The following is an 18678-nucleotide window of genomic DNA, read 5'->3' on the forward strand; positions in this document are numbered from 1 at the left end:
CCGGGCGGCCTGGAGCTGCGTCCGTGGCGATTCTCCGACGCCGGTGTGCTGGTCGCGGCCGGCCAGGATCCGGCGATCCGGCGGTGGAACCGGCTGGTCGTGGAGACGACGGACGACGCGTGCGAGCGGATCGCGGGCATGCGCCGGCGCTGGCGGGAGGAGCTGAGCGCGATCTGGGCCGTCGCGCGACCGGGCGGCGAGGCGGTGGGGTTGGTCGGCTGGGGCGATATCGACCTTCAGGGCGGCAGCGCCGAGATCTTCTACTGGGTGCTGCCGGCGGCGCGCGGCGCCGGTGTGGTGGTCGAGGCCGTCCGCCGGGTGAGCCACTGGGCGCTGAACGACCTCGGGTTGCACCGGTTGCGGCTGTGCCACTCGACGGCGAACCCGGCCTCCTGCCGGGTGGCGGTCAAGGCCGGGTTCGCCCTCGAAGGCACCATGCGCAGCGCGCTGTTGCACGCGGACGGCTGGCACGACGAGCATCTGCACGCCCTGGTGCAGGGTGACATCTGACGCGCCGGACGGTCAGCCGGCGGCCGGCTCCGCGGCGGGGCGGCGGATCACGTCCAGCACCTCGTCGCGCAGCGGCGCCAGCGAACTCCCGTCGGGCGCCTCGACGTTGAGGCGCAGCAGCGGTTCCGTGTTGGAGGGGCGGAGGTTGAACCAGCGGCCGTCGGCGAAGGCGACGGTGAGCCCGTCCAGCCGGTCCGTGGTGATCCCGTCGCGGTCGCGGTAGGCGGCCTCGACCGCGTCCAGGGTGCCGGCGATGTCGGTGACCCGCGAGTTGATCTCGCCGGAGGCCGCGTAGCGGGAGTAGCCGGCGACGAGTTCGGACAGCGGGCGGTCCTGTTCGCCGAGGGCGGCGAGGACGTGCAGGGCGGTGAGCATGCCGGTGTCGGCCCGCCAGAAGTCGCGGAAGTAGTAGTGGCCGGAGTGCTCGCCGCCGAACACCGCCTGGTGCTCGGCCATCTGCGCCTTCATGAAGGAGTGGCCGACCCGGGAGCGGACGGGGGTGCCGCCGTGCTCCCGGATGATCTCCACGGCGGCGGCCGAGGTGATGACGTTGTGGATGATCGCCGAGCCGGGGTTCCGGGCCAGTTCACGGGCCGCGACCAGGCCGACGATCGCCGAGGGGGAGACGGGCTCACCGGTCTCGTCGATGAAGAAGCACCGGTCGGCGTCGCCGTCGAAGGCCAGCCCGATGTCCGCGCCGGACCGCCTGACCAGGTCCTGGAGGTCGCGCAGGTTCGCCGGGTCCAGAGGGTTGGCCTCGTGGTGCGGGAAGGTGCCGTCCAGCTCGAAGTAGAGCGGTACCAGGTCGAGGGGCAGGCCGGCGAACACGGCGGGGACGGTGTGCCCGGCCATGCCGTTGCCCGCGTCCGCCGCGACCTTCAGGCGCCGGATGCCGCCGAGGTCGACCAGGGAGTTCAGGTGCGCGGCGTACTGGGCGAGCAGGTCGCGGCGGACGGTGGTGCCGGGGACCGGCGCCGGGGCCGGGATGTCGTCGTGCTCCAGCCAGGCGCGGATCTCGGCGAGTCCGGTGTCCTCGCCGATCGGGGCGGCGCCCGCCCGGCAGAGCTTGATGCCGTTGTCCCGGGCCGGGTTGTGGCTGGCGGTGATCATGACGCCGGGCAGGTCCAGGCTGCCCGAGCAGTAGTAGAGGTAGTCGGTGGAGCCGAGCCCCGCGTCGATCACATCGGCCCCGGCGGCGTTGGCGCCGGCCGCGAACGCCGCCGCCAGCGCGGGCGAGGTGGCGCGCATGTCCCGGGCGATGACGATCCGGTCGGCGCCGGTCAGGCGGACGAACAGGGCGCCGGCCTTCGCGGCGATGCCGGTGTTCAGCTGCGAGGGGACCTCGCCCCGGATGTCGTACGCCTTCACGAGGCGGGAGTAGTCGGGCATGAGCGGTGCGTCGCCTGTCTTTCGGGGAGGGGTGGGTGGGGAAGGTAGCGGTGCAGGGGTGCGGGCGGGCGGCCTCCGGCTGCCCTGACCATGCGTCAGGGCAGCGGTGGAGAACGCCTACGGCACCCTCGGCGGCGGTGCGGAATCCCGGAGGCCGGCGGTGCCGGCGGGGGCCCCGGACGCTTCGAGCGGTCCGGCCGGCGGGTGTCCGGGCAGGTGGCCGGGGCCGCCGCAGCGCCGGTGGACCGCGCGCCGGATGACCTCGTCCACCAGCACCGGTATCCCGGCGGCGACGATCAGCCAGACCGCCGCGTACAGGCGCTCCGCCTGGAAGGTGACGGGGTGGGCGACGACCGTGGCGATGCCCGTGACACCGAGTCCGGCGACCGTCAGGGCCAGCGGGACGGAGCGCCGCCACAGTCCCCACAGGGCCAGTGCGAGCGGGAGGACGAGTACCGGCGCGAGGGCCTGGTGCTGGGCCCACTGCCACCAGAAGTTGTGGTTGAGGTGGAGCAGGTCGTGCCAGGGGGTGGCGACTTCGGGCCTGGTCCAGTGCTTGCTGAAGGTGTCCTGGAGGGTGGCCGAGGTGCCGGGCAGCTTCAGCAGCTTGCCGGTCACCGCGACCACGGCCGCCGTGCCGGCCGACAGGCCGAACAGCCACCAGGTGCCCCGGTGCCGGGTGCGGCGTACCCAGACCAGCATCGCGGCAGCCGCCGCCGTCATCGTGACGGCCACCATCTGCGCGCTGGAGTACTTCACGCCCGCCGACACCGCCAGCGACGCCGCGTACACCACCGCGCCCGTACGGACCCGGCCCTGGAGCAGGCACACGGCCCCGTACAGCATCGACGCCAGCATCGCGAGCAGCGGTCCCTCGGCCAGCGGCAGGGTGCCCCAAGTGGCCAGCGGCGTCGCGTAGTAGAGGATCTGGCCGAGCAGCGCGAGCCCGGGGGAGAGCCCGATCCGGCGCAGCGCGGCCAGCAGGAAGAAGCCGCCGGCGGTGGTGAAGATCAGGGAGACCGCGCTCAGCCCGGACTTGGCCCCCATGAGACCGACGAAGGGCGCCGCGATCAGCGGGTAGAGCGGCCGGGTCTCGAAGATCCGCTCGTAGCGCGGGTCGTTGGGCTTCAGCCCGTCGGCCTCGGCGGACTTCATGCAGCGCTGGTGGCCCTGGGGGTCGTGCGGCTGCCGGAACTTCATCTCGTCCAGGAGCTGGCCGCGGTACCGGCGGTTCGCCTCGTCCTTGCAGTACGCCACCAGCGCCTTGTGCTGCGCCTCGGGCCGGCTGTCGCCGAGGTACTCGTACGCCTGGCGGGCGTAGCGGTAGGAGTCGTTGGAGAAGAGCGAGGCCGGGAACGCGAAGACGTGCAGCACCACGAACACCACGGCCACCAGGCCGGGCAGCGCGAGGGCGGGCCGCCTGCGGCCCCCGCGGCGGTGCCGGGAGCGCCGGCCGGCGGAGGGCCGGTCCGGTGAGGGGGCGGGGGCGTCCGCGACCCAGCTCGGGACGTGCTCGGTGTCGACACTCACCGGCCGGCCCCGCTCCGCGGCGTACGTATCGACGCGAGCCGGATCCGCCAGGGCATGATCGCGGACTCGATCTGGACGGCGGCCGACATCTTCGAGGCGCCGATCCGGCGCTCCTCGAAGTGGATGGGGATCTCCAGGGCGGTGAATCCGGCGCCGACCGCCTGGTACTTGAGCTCGACCTGGAAGCTGTAGCCGCTGGAGCGGACCCGGTCGAGGCGGGCGGCGCGGACCGCGTCGGCGCGCCACAGCACGAAGCCGGCGGTGGCGTCCCGCAGTCCGGTCCGCAGCACGCCGCTGACGTAGCGGTTCGCCCAGCGGGAGAGCAGTCTGCGGTGCAGACCCCACTCCGGGGCGAGCCGACCGCCGCACACATACCTGCTGCCGACCACGAGGGCCGCGCCGGTGGACAGCGCGCCGCCCAGCAGCTGCGGCACGTACTCGACGGGGTGGCTGCCGTCGGCGTCCATCTGGAGCACATAGGCGGCGCCGTCCGCCACCGCCTGGTGCATGCCGGCCGCATAAGCCTTGCCCAGGCCCTCCTTGGCGGTGCGGTGCAGTACGCCGATCCGCCCCGGGTACTGCTCGGCGAGCCGCTCGGCGACCCGGCCGGTGCCGTCGGGGCTGTTGTCGTCGACGACCAGCAGGCGCAGGCCCGGGAGGCCGAGGTCCATCAGGTCGTGGGCGATACGGGGCAGGTTCTCGGCCTCGTTGTAGGTCGGCATCACGACGGTCAGGGCGGTACCGGCCCAGTCGTCGGGGAGCGGGGCGGGGGACCGGACGGCCGGGGCGGTGGGGGGCGAAGCGGGCACGTGCTCGTTGCTTTCGTTGGGTACGGGAAGGGTGCTGCGGCGTGCGGGCCGGGATCAGCAGTCGGAGGAGAAGCGCACGGAGACGTCCGGGAGGCGGGTGTCGCACCACACCCGCACGCCGCCGCGCAGTTCGTTGCCGGCGCCGACCACCGCGCCGTCGCCGACCACGGCACCGTCGACGACGGTGCGCGGGCCGATCCGGGCGCCCGCGCCGAGGAGGCTCCGGCCGATCCAGGCGCCCTCCGCGACGCGCGCGCCGGCGAGCAGGACCGAGCCCTCGACGACGGCGTCCGCGGCCACCTCGGCGCCCGCGCCGACGACGGTGCCGCCGCCGAGCTTGGCGCCCTCGGCGACCCTGGCCCCGGGCAGCACCAGGTACTCACCGGGCGTACCGGGCAGGGCGGATGAGGGCACCACACCGCGGACGAGGTCCGCGGACGCCTGGACGAAGGCGTCGGGCCGGCCCAGGTCCAGCCAGTAGGTGCGGTCGACGACGCCCAGCAGGTGGGCACCGTCGGCCAGCAGACCGGGGAAGGTCTCCCGCTCCACCGAGACCGCGCGGCCGGCCGGGATCGCGTCGATGACGTCCCGGCGGAAGACGTAGCAGCCGGCGTTGACCTGGTCGGTGACGATCTCGTCCGGGCCGGTCGGCTTCTCGGTGAAGGCGAGCACCCGGCCGGTGGCGTCGGTCGGTACGAGCCCGAAGGCGCGCGGGTCCTCGACCCGGGTCAGGTGCAGGGTGACGGCCGCCCCGGCCGCGCGGTGCCGGCGCACCAGGTCGGCGATGTCGAGGCCGGTGAGGATGTCGCCGTTCAGGACGAGCACCGGGTCCGACGGGCCCGACTCCAGGGCGTCGGCGGCGGAGCGGATCGCGCCGCCGGTGCCGAGCGGCTCGTCCTCGGTGATGTAGGTCAGCCGCATCCCGAGCGCCGTGCCGTCGCCGAAGTAGGGCTCGAACACCTCGGCCAGATACGACGTGGCGAGCACCACATGGTCCACCCCGGCCTCCTTGAGCCGGGCGAGCTGATGCGCCAGGAATGGCACACCGGCCGCCGGGACCATCGGCTTGGGGGTGTTCACCGTCAGCGGTCGCAGGCGCGTCCCCCGGCCGCCTACGAGCAGCACCGCTTCCGTCACTCGCCACTCCTTGTCGAGATAAGTTAACATCGCACAGCTTTTAAACTTCTTTGCAGTATGTTTACATCAAACGGATCAAGTGCGGCAAATGGCCGTTTCACCCGGAGTAAGGCCATATGAGTCCCACTGGTTCTGTTCCCGGCCGTGCCGGCGTACGGCTGCGCCGCCTGATCGGCGAACTCGTGAAGTTCGGTGCGGTGGGCGGGCTCGGGGTGCTGGTCAACCTGGGCGTGTTCAACCTGTGCCGCGCGGCGACCGGTCTCGCGGTGGTCCGCTGCAGCGTCGTCGCCACGGTCGTGGCGATCGCCTTCAACTACGTGGGGCTGCGCTACTTCACCTATCGCGACCGCCAACGGGGCGGTCGTGCCCGGGAGTTGACGCTCTTCGCGGTCTTCAGTGCGGTGGGTCTGGTCATCGAGAACGGCGTGCTCTTCGCGGCGACCTACGGCCTCGGCTGGAACGGCCCGCTGCAGAGCAACGTCATCAAGTTCCTCGGCATCGGTGTCGCCACCCTGTTCCGCTTCTGGAGCTACCGCACCCTGGTCTTCCGGCTGCCGGAGCCCGCTCCGGCGGTGTCGACCGAGCCGGTCGATTCGGCCGGGCCGCCCGCCGCGCGCCGGCGGGACGCGGATCAGCCGGTGCGCTGAGTCGCGCGAGGGCGCGCGCCGCCGCCCCGTGATCCGGATCGGCCGCGGGCTTTACTGCGAATTGGTTGCAACTAAAAGTGACCCGCAGGAATGTAGGGGCGTACACGTATCTCCCGGCGGAGGCCGGGACAGCCTGGAAAGAGCAGCGCCGCACATGACGACGTCCCCCTCCCTCACGCCGGTCAGTACGGCGCCGCCCTCGCGCCGGCAGCGGATCGCCCGCTCGATGAGCCGGGCCGAGTGGGGCCGGATGGCGGGGATGGCCGGGTTCATTCTCGCGCTGCATGTGATCGGCTGGTTCACACTGGTGGCGATCGTGGCGCCGCAGCACTACAGCCTGGGCACCAAGAGCTTCGGGGTGGGCATCGGTGTCACCGCCTACACGCTGGGCATGCGGCACGCGTTCGACGCCGATCACATCGCCGCCATCGACAACACCACGCGGAAGCTGATGCACGAGGGGAAGCGGCCGTTGTCGGTCGGCTTCTGGTTCTCGCTGGGGCATTCCAGCGTGGTGTTCGCGCTGGCCCTGCTGCTCTCGCTGGGCATCAAGGCGCTGGCCGGCCCGGTGAAGGACGACAACTCCCAGCTGCACGCGGTGACGGGGTTGATCGGCACCACCGTCTCCGGGGTCTTCCTCTATGTGATCGCCGCGATCAACATCGTGATCCTGGTGGGTATTTGGGGGGTCTTCCGGCGGATGCGGGCCGGTGACTTCGACGAGGCGGCGCTGGAGGAGCAGCTCAACAACCGGGGGTTCATGAACCGGCTGCTGGGCCGGGTGATGAAGTCGATCACCAAGCCGTGGCAGATGTACCCGCTGGGGCTGCTCTTCGGGCTCGGCTTCGACACCGCCACCGAGATCGCGCTGCTGGTGCTCGCCGGCTCCGGTGCGGCCTCCGGACTGCCGTGGTACGCGATTCTGTGCCTGCCGGTGCTGTTCGCGGCGGGCATGAGCCTGCTGGACACCATCGACGGCTCGTTCATGAACTTCGCCTACGGTTGGGCCTTCTCCAAGCCGGTCCGGAAGGTCTACTACAACCTCACCATCACCGGTCTGTCGGTCGCGGTGGCACTGATCATCGGCACCGTCGAACTCCTGGGTCTGCTCGCCGACAAGCTCGGGCTGCACGGCTTCTTCTGGGACTGGATCGCCGGCCTGGATCTGAACGTCATCGGCTTCGCCATCGTGGGCGTCTTCTTCGCCACCTGGGTGATCGCGCTCGCCGTCTGGAAGTTCGGCCGCATCGAGGAGAAGTGGTCCGCGCAGGTCCGGCCGGCGGCGGAGCGGGCCGACTGACCGACGTCCGGCCGTCCCGCCGCCGGGTGCTCGCCGCCGCCGACTGCTCGGCGGCGGTGGGTTGTTGCCGGAGTCGCCGCGTGCCCGGCCGGGCACGCTGGTGGGGGGAAGCCGTCGCGGCGGTTGCGGTGCGGGGTGAAGCGGGTCGGCCTGGGGGGCGATGCCGCGGACCGGGTGGGAACCGGGGGAACTCGGCCGCGGGACGGGGATTCGGGGTCATTCGCCGCGGATCAGGTCGGCGCACTTCTCGCCGATCATCATCGTCGTGATGCACGGGTTGGTGGTCGTCAGCAGCGGCATCGCCGAGCCGTCCGCCACCCGCAGACCGGTGACGCCCTTGACGCGCAGCTGCGGGTCCAGCGGGGCGTCCGGATCGCCCGGGGCGCCCATCTGGACCGTACAGGCCGGGTGGTAGACGGTGTTGTGGGTGGTGCGGATGTAGTCCAGCAGGTCGTCGTCGGTGCGCGCGGCGGGGCCCGGGGCGAGTTCGGTACCGGCCCAGTCGGCCATCGGGGGCTGGGAGATGATGTCGCGGGCCAGCCGGAGGCCGTAGGTCATCACGCGGATGTCGTGCTCGTCGGTGAAGTAGCGGGGGTCGACCTTCGGCTTGTCGCGGAAGTCGCGGGTGCGCAGCCGGACGGTGCCGCGGGAGCGGGCGCGGGTGACGTTCGGGGTGAGGCAGAACGCGTTCTCCGAGGTGGGGTAGCCGCGGCGGTAGGTGTTCATGTCGAAGGGCACCGACCCGTAGTGGAACATCAGGTCGGGGCGGTCCAGGCCGGGCTCGGTGTCGTAGAAGATGCCGATCTCCCACCACTGCGTGGAGGAGTCGACCATCGGCTGCCGGGCGTCCCACATGATGACGCCCTCGGGGTGGTCCTGGAGGTTGGCGCCGACGCCCGGGGAGTCGACCAGCGGCTCGATGCCGGTGGCGCGGAGGTGGTCGGCCGGTCCGATGCCGGAGAGCATCAGCAGCTTGGGGGAGTCGATCGCGCCGCAGGAGACGACGACCTCGCGGCGGGCGCCGACCGTGCGGGTGTGGATCAGGTCGGGCGAGAGGTAGTCCACTCCGGTGCAGTGCCGCGCGGAGTCGAAGCGCAGTCGCTTGGCCTGGACTCCGGTGCGCACGTCGAGGTTGCGGCGGGTGCCCATGACCGGGTGGAGGTAGGAGACCGAGGCGGACGAACGGGTGCCGTCGGGGCGGCAGTTGATCTGGAACCAGTTGGCTCCACGGAGGACGGTCCTGCCGGTGTTGAAGGGGGTGGTGGGGATGCCCGCCGCCGCACATGCCTCCAGCAGGGCGACCCCGCAGGGGTCCTTGGCCGGGACGGTGCGCAGGGTGACCGGGCCGCTGCGGCCGTGGTGGCTGCCGGGGGCGTCGTTGGTCTCCAGGCGCTGGAACAGCGGGAAGCAGTCGTCCGCGCTCCAGCCCGTGCAGCCCCTGGCGGCCCACTCGTCGAGGTCCTCGGCGGGGGGCCAAAAGGCGATGCAGGAGTTGTGCGAGGAGCATCCGCCCAGCACCCGGGCGCGGGCGTGCCGCATGAAGCTGTTGCCGTTCTCCTGCGGCTCGACGGGGTAGTCCCAGTCGTAGCCGGATTCCAGGAGCGCCATCCAGCGGTCCAGCCGCAGGATGTTCTCGTCGCCGACATCGGAGGGCCCGGCCTCCAGCAGGCACACGGTGACCGACGGGTCCTCGCTGAGCCGGGCCGCGACGACGGCGCCGGCCGTGCCGCCGCCGACCACGACGTAGTCGAACGAGTCGAGCTGGTCCACCGGGGCTTCTCGGTCCATCGTGCCGTCTCCAGGTCAGAGGGAGGGTCAGGGGGTGGTATCGCCGCCGGCGCCGGCGGCGTGGGCGGCGAGGACGCCGGTGCGGTGGCGCTGGACGAACCAGTAGTAGGTGAAGCCGCCGAGCGCCACGATGCCGATGAACAGGAAGGCGCCCCAGCGCAGATACCAGTGCTGCGGGCCGGTCGCGTTGTAGACCGCGGCGCGCGGCCAGGCGAGGTTGAGGGACATCCCCAGGCCCCAGAGGACGGCGAGGACGTTCACCGGCAGCCCGAACCTGCCGAGCGAGAACCGGCCGGGCCCCGGCGTCCACCGGCCGCGCAGCCGCTGCACCAGCATCGGCAGCGTGACCAGCAGATACGCCAGATAGATCATGATGATCGCGATGCTGGTGATCACCGAGAAGATCTGCGGCTGGTTGACGTTGATGAGCAGGATGCAGACCCCGACCAGGCCCATGAGGATCGCCGGCAGCACCGGCGTCTGGAAGCGCGGGCTCACCCGGGCGAGCAGGGAGGACGCCGGGAGGTTGTTGTCGCGGGCCATCGCGAAGGCGAGCCGGATGCCCGCGGTGTGCACCGCCAGTTCGCAGACGGTGATCGCGATGACCACACACCACAGCACCAGCTGCCCGACGGTCGATCCCAGGGTGGCGAGCACGACGTACTGGAGCCCGTCCGCCGACAGCTGTTTGGAGTGCAGGTCTGGGACCGACAGCAGGGCGAAGAGCAGGATCAGCCCGCCGATGAGGCACGAGGCGAGCAGCGCCCGCAGGATCGCGCGGGGCGCGTTGCGGGCCGGGTCCTTGGACTCCTCGCCGAGCGACGACGCCGTGTCGAAGCCGTACATCACGTACGCGGAGGCCAGCGAGGCGGTCAGGAACGCGCCGAAGTAGCCCAGGCTCTCGCCGCGGCCCAGGCCGAAGGTCTCGGTCAGCGCGACCGGCCCGCGGGTGATGTGCGCGGCGAGCAGCAGGATCAGCACGATGGCGGCGATCAACTCGATGGCCACCCCCGCCGAGTTGATGCGCGCCATCAGCTTCACGCCGAACGCGTTGACCAGCGTGGTGAAGGTGATCAGCACCCCGCCGAGCAGCACCGCGTTGGCCGCCGCGTCGGTCTGCCCGGTGCCGTTGCCGATGAACTGGAACCACGACGAGATCTGCGGCAGCGTCACCTGATACGCCAGCGCCACCGCGGCCAGCGAGACCATCGAGGCGGTCAGCATCATCCAGCCGCCCAGCCAGCCCACATGCGGACCGCCCAGCTGCTTGGCCCAGTTGTAGATCGACCCGGCCACCGGATAGCGGGCGGCCAGCTCGCAGAAGCACAGCGCCACCATCAGCTGGCCCGCGAAGACCATCGGCCAGGACCACCAGTACGCCGGTCCGCCGTGGCTGACGCCGAAGTAGAACAGCTGGAAGGTGCCGGTGAGGATCGAGATGTAGCTGATGCCGGCGGCGAAGGTGTGGAAGTTGCCGAGGGTGCGCTTGAGTTCGGGCTTGTAGCCGAGTTCGGCGAGCGCGCCGTCTTCGTGGGAACCGTCGTCCGGCGCACCGTCCGCGCCGGCCTCCGGCTCTACGGAACCGGGCGCGGAGTCGGATTCGGAGCCGGCGTCGGTCACTCGAACCACCTCTGCGGGCGCGGGGCCGTGTTGCGCCAGATGTGCTTGGCCTCCTGATACTCCGCCAGCCCGGCCGGCCCCAGCTCGCGCCCGATGCCGGACTGCTTCATCCCGCCCCACTCGGCCTGCGGGACGTACGGATGGAAGTCGTTGATCCACACGGTGCCCGCCCGCAGCCGGGTGGCGACCCGGTGCGCGCGCTCGCTGTCCTGCGTCCACACCGCCCCGGCCAGCCCGTACACCGTGTCGTTGGCGAGCGACACCGCCTCGTCCTCGTCCCGGAAGCGTTCCACGGTCAGCACCGGCCCGAACGACTCGTCGCGCACCACCGACATGTCCGGGGTGCACTCGTCCAGCACCGTCGGCAGGTAGTAGAAGCCGTCCGCCAGCTCCGGGTCGTCCGGCGCCTTGCCGCCGCAGCGCAGCACCGCGCCCTCCTCGATCCCGGCCGCCACATACGCCTCGACCTTCGCCCGGTGCGCCGCGGAGATCAGCGGACCGGTACGGGCCTGCTCGTCGAACGGCCCGCCCAGCCGGATCCGCTGGGCCCGCCCCACCACCTCCCCGACGAACTTGTCGTGCAGCTGGTCCTGGACCAGCAGCCGGGCCCCCGCCGAGCAGACCTGCCCGGAATGCAGGAAGACCGCCATCAGGGCGTAGTCGACCGCGGTGTCGAAGTCGGCGTCCGCGAAGACGATGTTGGGGTTCTTGCCGCCCAGTTCGAGCGCGATCTTCTTGACGGTGGGTGCGGCGGCGGCCATGATCCGGCGGCCGGTGAGCAGCCCGCCGGTGAACGACACCATGTCCACCCGGGGGTCCTCGGTCAGCGGCGCGCCCACGATCGGGCCGGTGCCCAGCACCAGGTTGGCCACCCCGTCCGGCACCCCCGCCTCCGCCAGCAGCCGCATCAGATGGATCGCGGTGTGCGGGGTCAGCTCGCTCGGCTTGAGGACGAACGTGTTGCCGGTGACCAGGGCCGGGGCGACCTTCCAGGCGGTCTGCAGCAGCGGGTAGTTCCACGGCGTGATCAGCGCGCAGACCCCGACCGGCTCGTGCCGCACCGAGCTGTCGGTCTCCGCGCTGCCGGTGTCGACGACCCGGTCGGTACCGCCGGCCGCGCCGAGATTGCCGAAGTACCGGAAGCAGTTGGCGATGTCGTCCATGTCGTACGCGCTCTCCACCAGCCGCTTCCCGGTGTCCAGGGACTCGGCGCGGGCCAGCGTGTCCTTGTCGCGCGCCAGAAGTTCGGCGACCCGCAGGACGATGCGGCCCCGCTCGGCGGCCGGCGTACGCGGCCAGGGCCCGTCGTCGAACGCGAACCGGGCGGCGGTGATCGCCGCCGCCACGTCCTTCGGCCCGCCCTCGTCGACGGTCGCGACCAGCCGGCCGTCCGCGGGGCAGCGGATCTCCCGCACCTGCCCGTCGGCCGCTGCGGTCCACTGACCGTCGATGAACAGCTCCGGCATGGGGGCCTCCGGTCTCGGTTTCCGGGCGGGCGGATGCATAGCGGTAGCGATCTCGGTACCGAGCGTAAGTCGGGCGCCGGAGGACCGCACGGCGCGCGGGGCCGGGGGTAGGGGCTGTCCGATGGGCCGGGGGCGGACAGGCCGTGGCAGACGCCGCGGACCCGGCCCTGACCCGTCGGACAGCCCCTGAGGCGCGCGGGGCGGGTCGGGGCCGTTGGGGTGACGGTGCGGGCCTCCGGGACAATGGCGGGATGCATCCGGTTCCCGACGCCGCCGCCTATCTGGCCGGCCGCTGGCACATCGAGCGCGCCGTGTACGACCTGCGGTCCGGCGCCGAGGGCAGCTTCCGGGGCACCGCCGACTTCCGCCCGGACGGTACCGGCGGTGCCCTGCTGCACGTCGAGCAGGGCGAACTGGCCTGGGGCGGGGCGGTGCACCCGGCCACCCGCACGCTGCGGCTGCTGCCCCGGCCGGACGGCACCGCCGCCGTCACCTTCGCCGACGGCCGCCCCTTCCACGACCTGGATCTGCGGACCGGCCGCTGGACCGCCGGCCACCCCTGCGCCGAGGACCACTACGCGGGGACCTTCACCGCGGTCGGCGCCGACCGCTGGGACCTGGAATGGCGGGTCGGCGGCCCGGCCAAGGACCAGCTGCTGCGGTCGGTGTACCGGCGCGCCTCCTAGAGCCTGACCCGTCGGACAGGCCCCGACCCCCGCCGGCTACGGCTTCACCGCCTTCAGGGCGTACAGCAGCGGAATGATCGGCTCGGACGGCGGCAGCCGCCACCAGCCGTTGTCGGTCGGCACCATCGACGGGAAGCGCGGCCAGGGCAGCAGCTCGGTCTCGCGGATCCGGCGGACCGTCAGCCCGGCCTCCACCACCGCCGAGACGACCTCGCCGACGCCGTGCCGCCAGGAGTAGCTCGTCGTGGCGCCCCGCAGCGGCGGGCCATCGGTGTACGTGGCGGGGGAGTCGCTCCGGATCGCGCCCCGGCCGGACAGGTAGTCGTGGCGGAGGACGAGGTGGCGGCCGTCCTCGTCCGGGTGCGGCGTCGGGCCCAGCGAGTCCAGCAGCGGATGGAACTCCACCAGGTAGAACGTCCCGCCCGGCCGCAGCAGTTCGGCGACGATGCCCGCCCAGACGGTGACATCGGGGAGGTAGCACAGCGCGCCCTTGCCGGTGTAGATCACATCGAACCGGCGGTCCCCGAGCGCCTCGACCGCCCGGTGCACATCCGCCCGGACGAACTCCATGTCCCGGCCCGCCTCGCCGGCCAGCCGACGGGCCTGGGCGACCGCCTCGGCGGAGATGTCGAGCCCGACCGCCCGCGCGCCCCGGTCGGCGAAGGCCGCCGTCTCGGTCCCCAGATGGCACTGGAGATGCAGCACATCGCGCCCGGCCAGCTCACCGAGGTCCGTCCACTCGAACGGCGCGAACCAGTCCTCGGCGGTCCGCGAGCCGTCCAGGCCGTAGAACGCGCTGGCCACGTGGACGGGCGTACGGGCGTCCCAGTTGGCCTGGTTGGCGCGCAGCATCTCGTCGGTACTGGGGGAGCGGGGCGCCGGGGCCGGGTGAGCCGTGGTCGGGGGCTCGCTCTGCTCTGTGGTCATACCCCTCTTCTACCGGGCGCCACGGCTCGCACACCAGGGCGCGGGACCGGCGCCCCGGACCCCCTGCGGGTCGGCGCTGCCGCCGGCGGTCAGCGTCCCCCGGGCGAGCGTCACGCGCCGGGGCGCGCGCCGGGCCAGGGCGTCGTCGTCGGTGGCGATGACGCAGGTGAGCCGCCGCTCGCTCCACAGCCGGGCCAGCAGTCCGGTGAATTCATCGCGCGCGGCGGCGGACAGCCCGGCGGTCGGCCGGTCCGCCAGCAGCGCGGTGGGCCGCTTGACCAGGGCTCGCGCCAGCGCGGTACGGCGCCGCGCCTGGTCGTCCAACTCGCCCGGCAGGAAGTCCTTGTGGCCCGGCAGCCCGACCTCGTCCAGCGCGTCGCCGGCCAGTTCCCAGCGGTCCGCGGGATGCAGCCGCAGGGGGACGAGGGCGCCGGCCACGTTCTGACGGGCGGTGAGGCCCGGTGCCAGCCCGGCGTCGGGGCCGGGGCCGAGCAGGCCGATGGACTCGGCGCGGATCCGGGCGAGCCGGGACTCGGTGACCGTGGCCAGATCCGTGCCGTCGAGCTCGACGCTGCCGCGGGTGGGGCGCTCCAGCCCCGCCAGGATCCGCAGCAGCGTCGACTTGCCCCCGCCGGACGGCCCTTGGAGGACGAGGGTGCCGCCGTCCTCGACGTAGAGCCCGATGCCGTCCAGCGCCCGCACCACGTCGCCGCCGTCGCGGTAGCACTTGGTCACGCCGGTCAGGTGGTACATGGTGCACGCTCCTCCAGGTCCGCGGGGCTGTGGGCCGCGGACCTGGTGTCACCGTAGGGGCGGGGTGTGACGGGGTGATGAGCGGAGAGTGAGAGGTCGATGAGAAAACGGGGCGTTCCGGGCGAAGGGGGCTGGGGGTGGCCGGGCGGGCTGGGACGGCCGGGGTGCGGCGCTGCCTCCGCGGTCTCTCCCGCCGCCGGTGTCGCGTACCGGGATTCCGCTGTCGAGCGCAACAACCCTGTTGCGGTGGGTATGTTGGACGCCGCACAGAGTGGTCGTGCCGTTACCGGCACCGCAAGCCGACGGGAAGAGTGTGGAATGAGCCAAGATATCCAGCCGCAGTCCGGCACCGTCGATGTGAGCATCCCGAGTGTCGCACGGATGTATGACTACTACCTCGGCGGCAAGGACAACTACGCCGTCGACCGCGAGGCGTGCGAGGAACTGAGCAAGGTCGTGCCCAGCACCCAGGTGCTGGCGATCAACAACCGGCGCTTCCTGCGGCGGGTGGTCCGCTGGCTGGCTCGGGAGCACGGCATCCGGCAGTTCCTCGACCACGGATCCGGCCTGCCGACCCAGGACAACGTCCACCAGGTCGCCCAGCAGGTCGACCCCGACTCCCGTGTGGTGTACGTCGACAACGACCCGATCGTGCTGGCGCATGGCCGGGCGCTGCTGGAGGAGAACGACAACACCGCCGTCATCCAGGCCGACATGCGGGACACCGAGGGCATCTTCGGCCACCCGGAGGTCGAGCGGCTGATCGACCTCAAGGAGCCGGTCGCCGCGCTGTTCGTCTCGGTGCTGCACTGCATCCCGGACGCGGACGACCCGGCGGCGCTGGTCCGGCGGGTCGCCGAACGGCTGGTGCCGGGCAGCTTTCTGGTGGTGTGTCAGCTGGTGAGCGAGGACGCCGCGACGCGGGACTTCGTCACCGAGTTCATGCGGGTGAGCACCCACGGAAATTGGGGCCGGGTGCGGCAGGAGCACGAGCTGCGGGCGTTCCTGGACGGACTGGAGATCCAGGAGCCGGGGCTGGTGGAGGTGTCCACCTGGCTGCCGGACGCCTCGGACGTCGGCCCGAAGCAGCTCACCAAGGAGTGGATCGAGTTCGGCGGGGTGGCGCGGAAGCGGTAGCCCCGGCACGGTGCGCGAGCCGCAGGGGAGGCGGGGCCGTCGCCTCCCCTGCGTGCGGCGTCGTCAGCTGTACTGCCCGAGCAGCCGGTCGAGTGCCGCCAGCGACTCACGCGGTGATTCGGCCTGTGCGCTGAGCCGGTCCATCACCGCCAGGTAGTGATCGACGTCGTCGCGCTTGTCGAGATAGAGCGCGCTGGTCAGCTGCTCCAGATAGACGATGTCCGGGAGATCCGGCTCCAGGAAGCGGAGGATGGTGATCGGACCGCCCGCCGCGGCGAGGCCGCCGAGGGCGAAGGGGGCTATCTGGAGGGTGACATTGGGTAGTTGAGCGACGGTCAGCAGATGTCTGAGCTGTTCGGCCATCACCTCCGCGCCGCCCAGCGGACGCCGCAGGCACGCCTCGTCGACGACGGCCCAGAACCGCGGCGCGTCCTTGACCGTCAGCAGCTTCTGCCGTTCCAGGCGCAGCCGCACCCGCTGCTCGGTCTCCTCGGGGCCGGCCCCGGGATGCCCCAGCCGGGAGACGGCGCGGGCGTAGTCGGCGGTCTGCAACAGGCCCGGCACGAACTGGACTTCGTAGGTGCGGATGACCGAGGCGGCCTCTTCGAGACCGATATGGGTCTCGAACCAGCTGGGCAGCACATCGCTGTACTGGTGCCACCATCCGGGAGTGCTGGTACGGCGGGCGAGGGTGAGGAAACCGGCGCGGGCCTCGGCGTCCGTGACGTCGTAGAGCGTCAGCAGATCGGCGACATCGCGCTCCTTGCAGCCCACCCGGCCCAGTTCCAGCCGGCTGATCTTGGCGTGGGAGGCGCGGATGTGGTCCCCGGCGGCCTCGCGGGTGATGCCCGCGGCTTCCCGGAGCCTGCGCAGCTGGGTGCCCAGCACGATGCGCAGCACGGTCGGGCCGCCCCTCGGATGTTCCAGATAGCGGCGCAGAGACGGTTCGCTGCTCGGCTGCGCGGCGCTCATGCTGACTCCCCTGAGTGGTCGGGCGAACGCCCAGTGTCCCATTGCCTGTTGCGGTCGTACAGTTGCGCCGACTATCCGGTCGACATATGCCTGAGTCTCGTCGGTGGCCGGCCGCCCCGCGGTCAGCCGCGGGCGATCAGATGGTCGAAGTCGCCGTCCTTGGCGCCCTGGACGAAGGCCGCCATCTCGTCGTGGGTGTAGATCAGCGCGGGGCCCGCGGGGTGCCGCGAGTTGCGTACCGCGACCCCGCCGTCGGGAAGAAGCGCCACTTCAACGCAGTTGCCACTGGGGTTGCTGCGGCGGCTCTTGCGCCAGACCGCACCGTCGATGCCGGTAGCCGGCATGCCGTTGGTCATCGATTCCATCGGAGCTGCTCCCTTGCCGGATGGTGCTCTCGGTACCGGTCCGCGGGCGCGATCACCGTGGCGTGATCCCGTCCCTGGACGACCGTCCTTGCCGACGTAATTGCAGATGCACTTGCAGCGAGGGACGGTTGACGAGGATATTAGCCCTCCGGAGCGGTCCCGCCCAGACCGTTTCGGCGCGCCCAGCCCCGTACGCCCTTCGCGGAGATCGTGATGACCACATATCCGGCAGAGCCCGAGCACGACGCCCTTCGGGAGGGAGCGGTACCGGTAGCGGAGCCGAGTAACGGCGCGGCGCACGACGGCTGGTGGATGCCCGGGGCGAACGGCTTCGCGGCCTGTGCGCTCAGCGGATCGGCGTGCACCGTGGCGCAGGCCCGGCAGTTCACGCGGACCACGCTCCAGGGCTGGCGGATGTGCCCCGGACTCGCCGAGAACGCGGTCCTGATCGTCTCCGAACTCGTCACCAACGCGCTGCGGTACGGCGCCGACGACCACACCCGACGCACCGCCAACTACCCTCACACCGAACCTTTTTGCCATGCCTGGCTGGCGCTGACCCGGCAGGAGCGCAGTGTGCTGTGCGCGGTGTCGGACGCCGGTGCCGCAGCGCCCGTCCTCCGGGCCCAGGAGGAGCTGGCCGAGTCCGGACGCGGGCTGCACCTCGTCGACCTGCTCAGCGACGCCTGGGGGTGGACGCCGCCGGACCACGCGGGCAAGACGGTGTGGGCGACGGTGTCGGCGCACGGCTGAGGCGGTGGCGCGGTTCCGGTACGCGGGGGCGTGCGGGCGCACTGAGGGGGCGAAGTCGCCCTTCGGACACCGCAGTTCAGAGGCATTCGCGCCGCTCGACGGTTGCCGGAACGCGATCTCTGTGGCGGTGAGTCGGCTCGGTGCGCGTACGGGTCCTGTCTACTCCCGCGGGAGCGGGCAGGACCCGTACGGGTGGTTCACCGTTCGGTGCCGGGATCGGCGAGTCCGAATGCCGTCAGCAGCTGTTCCGCCGCCAAGGTCGGGGTGATCTCGCCGTCGCGGACGGCCCGTTCGATGCCGGGGCCCAGCCGGCGCACCTCCGGGTGGTCCTGGAGGCGGTCGATCAGCCGGTCGCGGACCATCGACCAGGTCCAGTCGACCTGCTGTGCGCGGCGCCGTTCGGCCAGCGCGCCGGTGGAGTCCAGCAGGGTGCGGTGCTGCTCGATCCGCTCCCACACCGCCTTCAGGCCGGTGCCCTCGCGGGCACTGCAGGTGAGGACCGGCGGGGTCCAGGCCGCGTCGGCGGGCTGCAACAGCCGCAGTGCACCGGCCAGTTCGCGGGCCGCGGAGCGGGCATCCCGCTCGTGCGGACCGTCCGCCTTGTTGACGGAGACCAGGTCCGCCAGTTCCAGTACGCCCTTCTTGATGCCCTGGAGCTGGTCGCCGGTGCGGGCCAGGGTCAGCAGCAGGAAGGTGTCGACCATGTCGGCGACGGTGGTCTCCGACTGGCCGACCCCGACCGTCTCCACCAGGACGACGTCGTAGCCCGCGGCCTCCATCACCACCATCGACTCGCGGGTCGCCCGCGCCCCCCCGCCCAGCGTGCCGGACGTCGGGGAGGGGCGGACGAACGCCGCGGGATCGGTCGCCAGCCGCTCCATCCGGGTCT

18 protein-coding genes are annotated in these 18678 nt (G+C 72.0%); 6 read left to right on the plus strand and 12 right to left on the minus strand.

The window, feature by feature from the left end; genetic code table 11:
• Positions 1–510 (plus strand): GNAT family N-acetyltransferase (locus RZ84_RS31520; RefSeq protein ID WP_063772787.1); only part of this gene is annotated, 510 nt, incomplete at its 5' end.
• Positions 511–522: 12 nt separating this feature from the next.
• Here RZ84_RS31520 and RZ84_RS31525 read toward each other — a convergent pair.
• From RZ84_RS31525 to RZ84_RS31540, 4 genes are all read right to left on the minus strand, one after another.
• Complete coding sequence (locus tag RZ84_RS31525; RefSeq protein WP_043267787.1) at positions 523–1899, minus strand: phosphomannomutase/phosphoglucomutase; 1377 nt, start codon at positions 1897–1899, stop codon at positions 523–525.
• Positions 1900–2016: 117 nt separating this feature from the next.
• Positions 2017–3429, minus strand: a complete 1413-nt coding sequence (locus RZ84_RS31530; RefSeq protein ID WP_052230298.1) for a hypothetical protein — start codon at positions 3427–3429, stop codon at positions 2017–2019.
• On the minus strand, positions 3426–4238 hold the full coding sequence (locus RZ84_RS31535; protein WP_043267788.1) for a polyprenol monophosphomannose synthase: 813 nt from the start codon (positions 4236–4238) through the stop codon (positions 3426–3428). Before RZ84_RS31535 ends, RZ84_RS31530 begins: the two co-directional genes overlap by 4 nt.
• Positions 4239–4292: 54 nt before the next feature.
• Entirely contained in the window at positions 4293–5375 is a 1083-nt protein-coding gene (locus RZ84_RS31540; protein WP_043267790.1) for a mannose-1-phosphate guanylyltransferase, read from the minus strand.
• A gap of 116 nt (positions 5376–5491) precedes the next feature.
• Between RZ84_RS31540 and RZ84_RS31545 the strand changes: the two genes are divergently transcribed.
• A complete protein-coding gene (locus RZ84_RS31545) occupies positions 5492–6022 on the plus strand; it encodes a GtrA family protein (protein WP_052230299.1) in 531 nt (176 codons plus the stop codon).
• Between the two features lie 154 nt (positions 6023–6176).
• Complete coding sequence (locus RZ84_RS31550; RefSeq protein WP_241777957.1) at positions 6177–7322, plus strand: Nickel transporter NicT; 1146 nt, start codon at positions 6177–6179, stop codon at positions 7320–7322.
• Between the two features lie 216 nt (positions 7323–7538).
• Here RZ84_RS31550 and RZ84_RS31555 read toward each other — a convergent pair whose 3' ends face one another.
• Genes RZ84_RS31555 through RZ84_RS31565 form a run of 3 tightly spaced genes read right to left on the minus strand, consistent with a single transcriptional unit; the run spans position 7539 to position 12196 of the window.
• Complete coding sequence (locus tag RZ84_RS31555; RefSeq protein WP_043267791.1) at positions 7539–9110, minus strand: GMC family oxidoreductase; 1572 nt, start codon at positions 9108–9110, stop codon at positions 7539–7541.
• 27 nt (positions 9111–9137) lie between these two features.
• Positions 9138–10730, minus strand: a complete 1593-nt coding sequence (locus RZ84_RS31560; RefSeq protein WP_052230300.1) for an APC family permease — start codon at positions 10728–10730, stop codon at positions 9138–9140.
• Positions 10727–12196, minus strand: a complete 1470-nt coding sequence (locus RZ84_RS31565; RefSeq protein ID WP_043267794.1) for an aldehyde dehydrogenase family protein — start codon at positions 12194–12196, stop codon at positions 10727–10729. The genes RZ84_RS31560 and RZ84_RS31565 overlap by 4 nt, the downstream gene beginning before the upstream one ends.
• 251 nt (positions 12197–12447) lie before the next feature.
• On the opposite strand from RZ84_RS31565, the gene RZ84_RS31570 reads away from it, so the two are divergent.
• Entirely contained in the window at positions 12448–12882 is a 435-nt protein-coding gene (locus tag RZ84_RS31570; RefSeq protein WP_043267795.1) for a DUF6314 family protein, read from the plus strand.
• A 36-nt stretch (positions 12883–12918) separates the two neighbouring features.
• On the opposite strand, the gene RZ84_RS31575 is transcribed toward RZ84_RS31570, so the two are convergent.
• A complete protein-coding gene (locus tag RZ84_RS31575) occupies positions 12919–13809 on the minus strand; it encodes a class I SAM-dependent methyltransferase (protein ID WP_043267796.1) in 891 nt (296 codons plus the stop codon).
• 9 nt (positions 13810–13818) lie between these two features.
• Positions 13819–14562, minus strand: coding sequence for an ABC transporter ATP-binding protein (locus RZ84_RS31580; RefSeq protein ID WP_043267798.1), 744 nt, complete (start codon positions 14560–14562; stop codon positions 13819–13821).
• A gap of 318 nt (positions 14563–14880) precedes the next feature.
• Between RZ84_RS31580 and RZ84_RS31585 the strand changes: the two genes are divergently transcribed.
• On the plus strand, positions 14881–15699 hold the full coding sequence (locus RZ84_RS31585; RefSeq protein ID WP_043267800.1) for an SAM-dependent methyltransferase: 819 nt from the start codon (positions 14881–14883) through the stop codon (positions 15697–15699).
• Between the two features lie 63 nt (positions 15700–15762).
• On the opposite strand, the gene RZ84_RS31590 is transcribed toward RZ84_RS31585, so the two are convergent.
• Together RZ84_RS31590 and RZ84_RS31595 are read right to left on the minus strand one after the other, a co-directional pair.
• Positions 15763–16671 (minus strand): helix-turn-helix domain-containing protein, encoded by a 909-nt coding sequence (locus RZ84_RS31590; protein WP_043267802.1) that lies wholly within the window; start codon positions 16669–16671, stop codon positions 15763–15765.
• A gap of 122 nt (positions 16672–16793) precedes the next feature.
• Positions 16794–17036 carry a DUF397 domain-containing protein gene (locus tag RZ84_RS31595; protein WP_043267804.1) on the minus strand — a complete coding sequence of 81 codons (243 nt, stop codon included), beginning with the start codon at positions 17034–17036 and terminating at the stop codon, positions 16794–16796.
• Between the two features lie 213 nt (positions 17037–17249).
• Here RZ84_RS31595 and RZ84_RS31600 point away from each other — a divergent pair, with 213 nt between their 5' ends.
• The gene (locus tag RZ84_RS31600) at positions 17250–17789 is read left to right on the plus strand and encodes an ATP-binding protein (RefSeq protein ID WP_043267806.1); all 540 of its coding nucleotides are present in this window, start codon (positions 17250–17252) and stop codon (positions 17787–17789) included.
• Between the two features lie 197 nt (positions 17790–17986).
• On the opposite strand, the gene meaB is transcribed toward RZ84_RS31600, so the two are convergent.
• Positions 17987–18678 (minus strand): methylmalonyl Co-A mutase-associated GTPase MeaB (gene meaB / locus RZ84_RS31605; protein WP_241777958.1); only part of this gene is annotated, 692 nt, incomplete at its 5' end.

This window comes from Streptomyces sp. CT34 (assembly GCF_000805335.1).
In the GTDB taxonomy this organism is placed as follows: domain Bacteria; phylum Actinomycetota; class Actinomycetes; order Streptomycetales; family Streptomycetaceae; genus Streptomyces.

Bases quoted from the DNA above. Each gene is read 5' to 3' on its own strand.
- RZ84_RS31525 (WP_043267787.1), bottom strand. From the start codon at position 1,899: ATGCCCGACTACTCCCGCCTCGTGAAGGCGTACGACATCCGGGGCGAG.
- RZ84_RS31545 (WP_052230299.1), top strand. From the start codon at position 5,492: ATGAGTCCCACTGGTTCTGTTCCCGGCCGTGCCGGCGTACGGCTGCGC.
- RZ84_RS31550 (WP_241777957.1), top strand. From the start codon at position 6,177: ATGACGACGTCCCCCTCCCTCACGCCGGTCAGTACGGCGCCGCCCTCG.
- RZ84_RS31555 (WP_043267791.1), bottom strand. From the start codon at position 9,110: ATGGACCGAGAAGCCCCGGTGGACCAGCTCGACTCGTTCGACTACGTC.
- RZ84_RS31565 (WP_043267794.1), bottom strand. From the start codon at position 12,196: ATGCCGGAGCTGTTCATCGACGGTCAGTGGACCGCAGCGGCCGACGGG.
- RZ84_RS31570 (WP_043267795.1), top strand. From the start codon at position 12,448: ATGCATCCGGTTCCCGACGCCGCCGCCTATCTGGCCGGCCGCTGGCAC.
- RZ84_RS31575 (WP_043267796.1), bottom strand. From the start codon at position 13,809: ATGACCACAGAGCAGAGCGAGCCCCCGACCACGGCTCACCCGGCCCCG.
- RZ84_RS31580 (WP_043267798.1), bottom strand. From the start codon at position 14,562: ATGTACCACCTGACCGGCGTGACCAAGTGCTACCGCGACGGCGGCGAC.
- RZ84_RS31585 (WP_043267800.1), top strand. From the start codon at position 14,881: ATGAGCCAAGATATCCAGCCGCAGTCCGGCACCGTCGATGTGAGCATC.
- RZ84_RS31590 (WP_043267802.1), bottom strand. From the start codon at position 16,671: ATGAGCGCCGCGCAGCCGAGCAGCGAACCGTCTCTGCGCCGCTATCTG.
- RZ84_RS31595 (WP_043267804.1), bottom strand. From the start codon at position 17,036: ATGGAATCGATGACCAACGGCATGCCGGCTACCGGCATCGACGGTGCG.
- RZ84_RS31600 (WP_043267806.1), top strand. From the start codon at position 17,250: ATGACCACATATCCGGCAGAGCCCGAGCACGACGCCCTTCGGGAGGGA.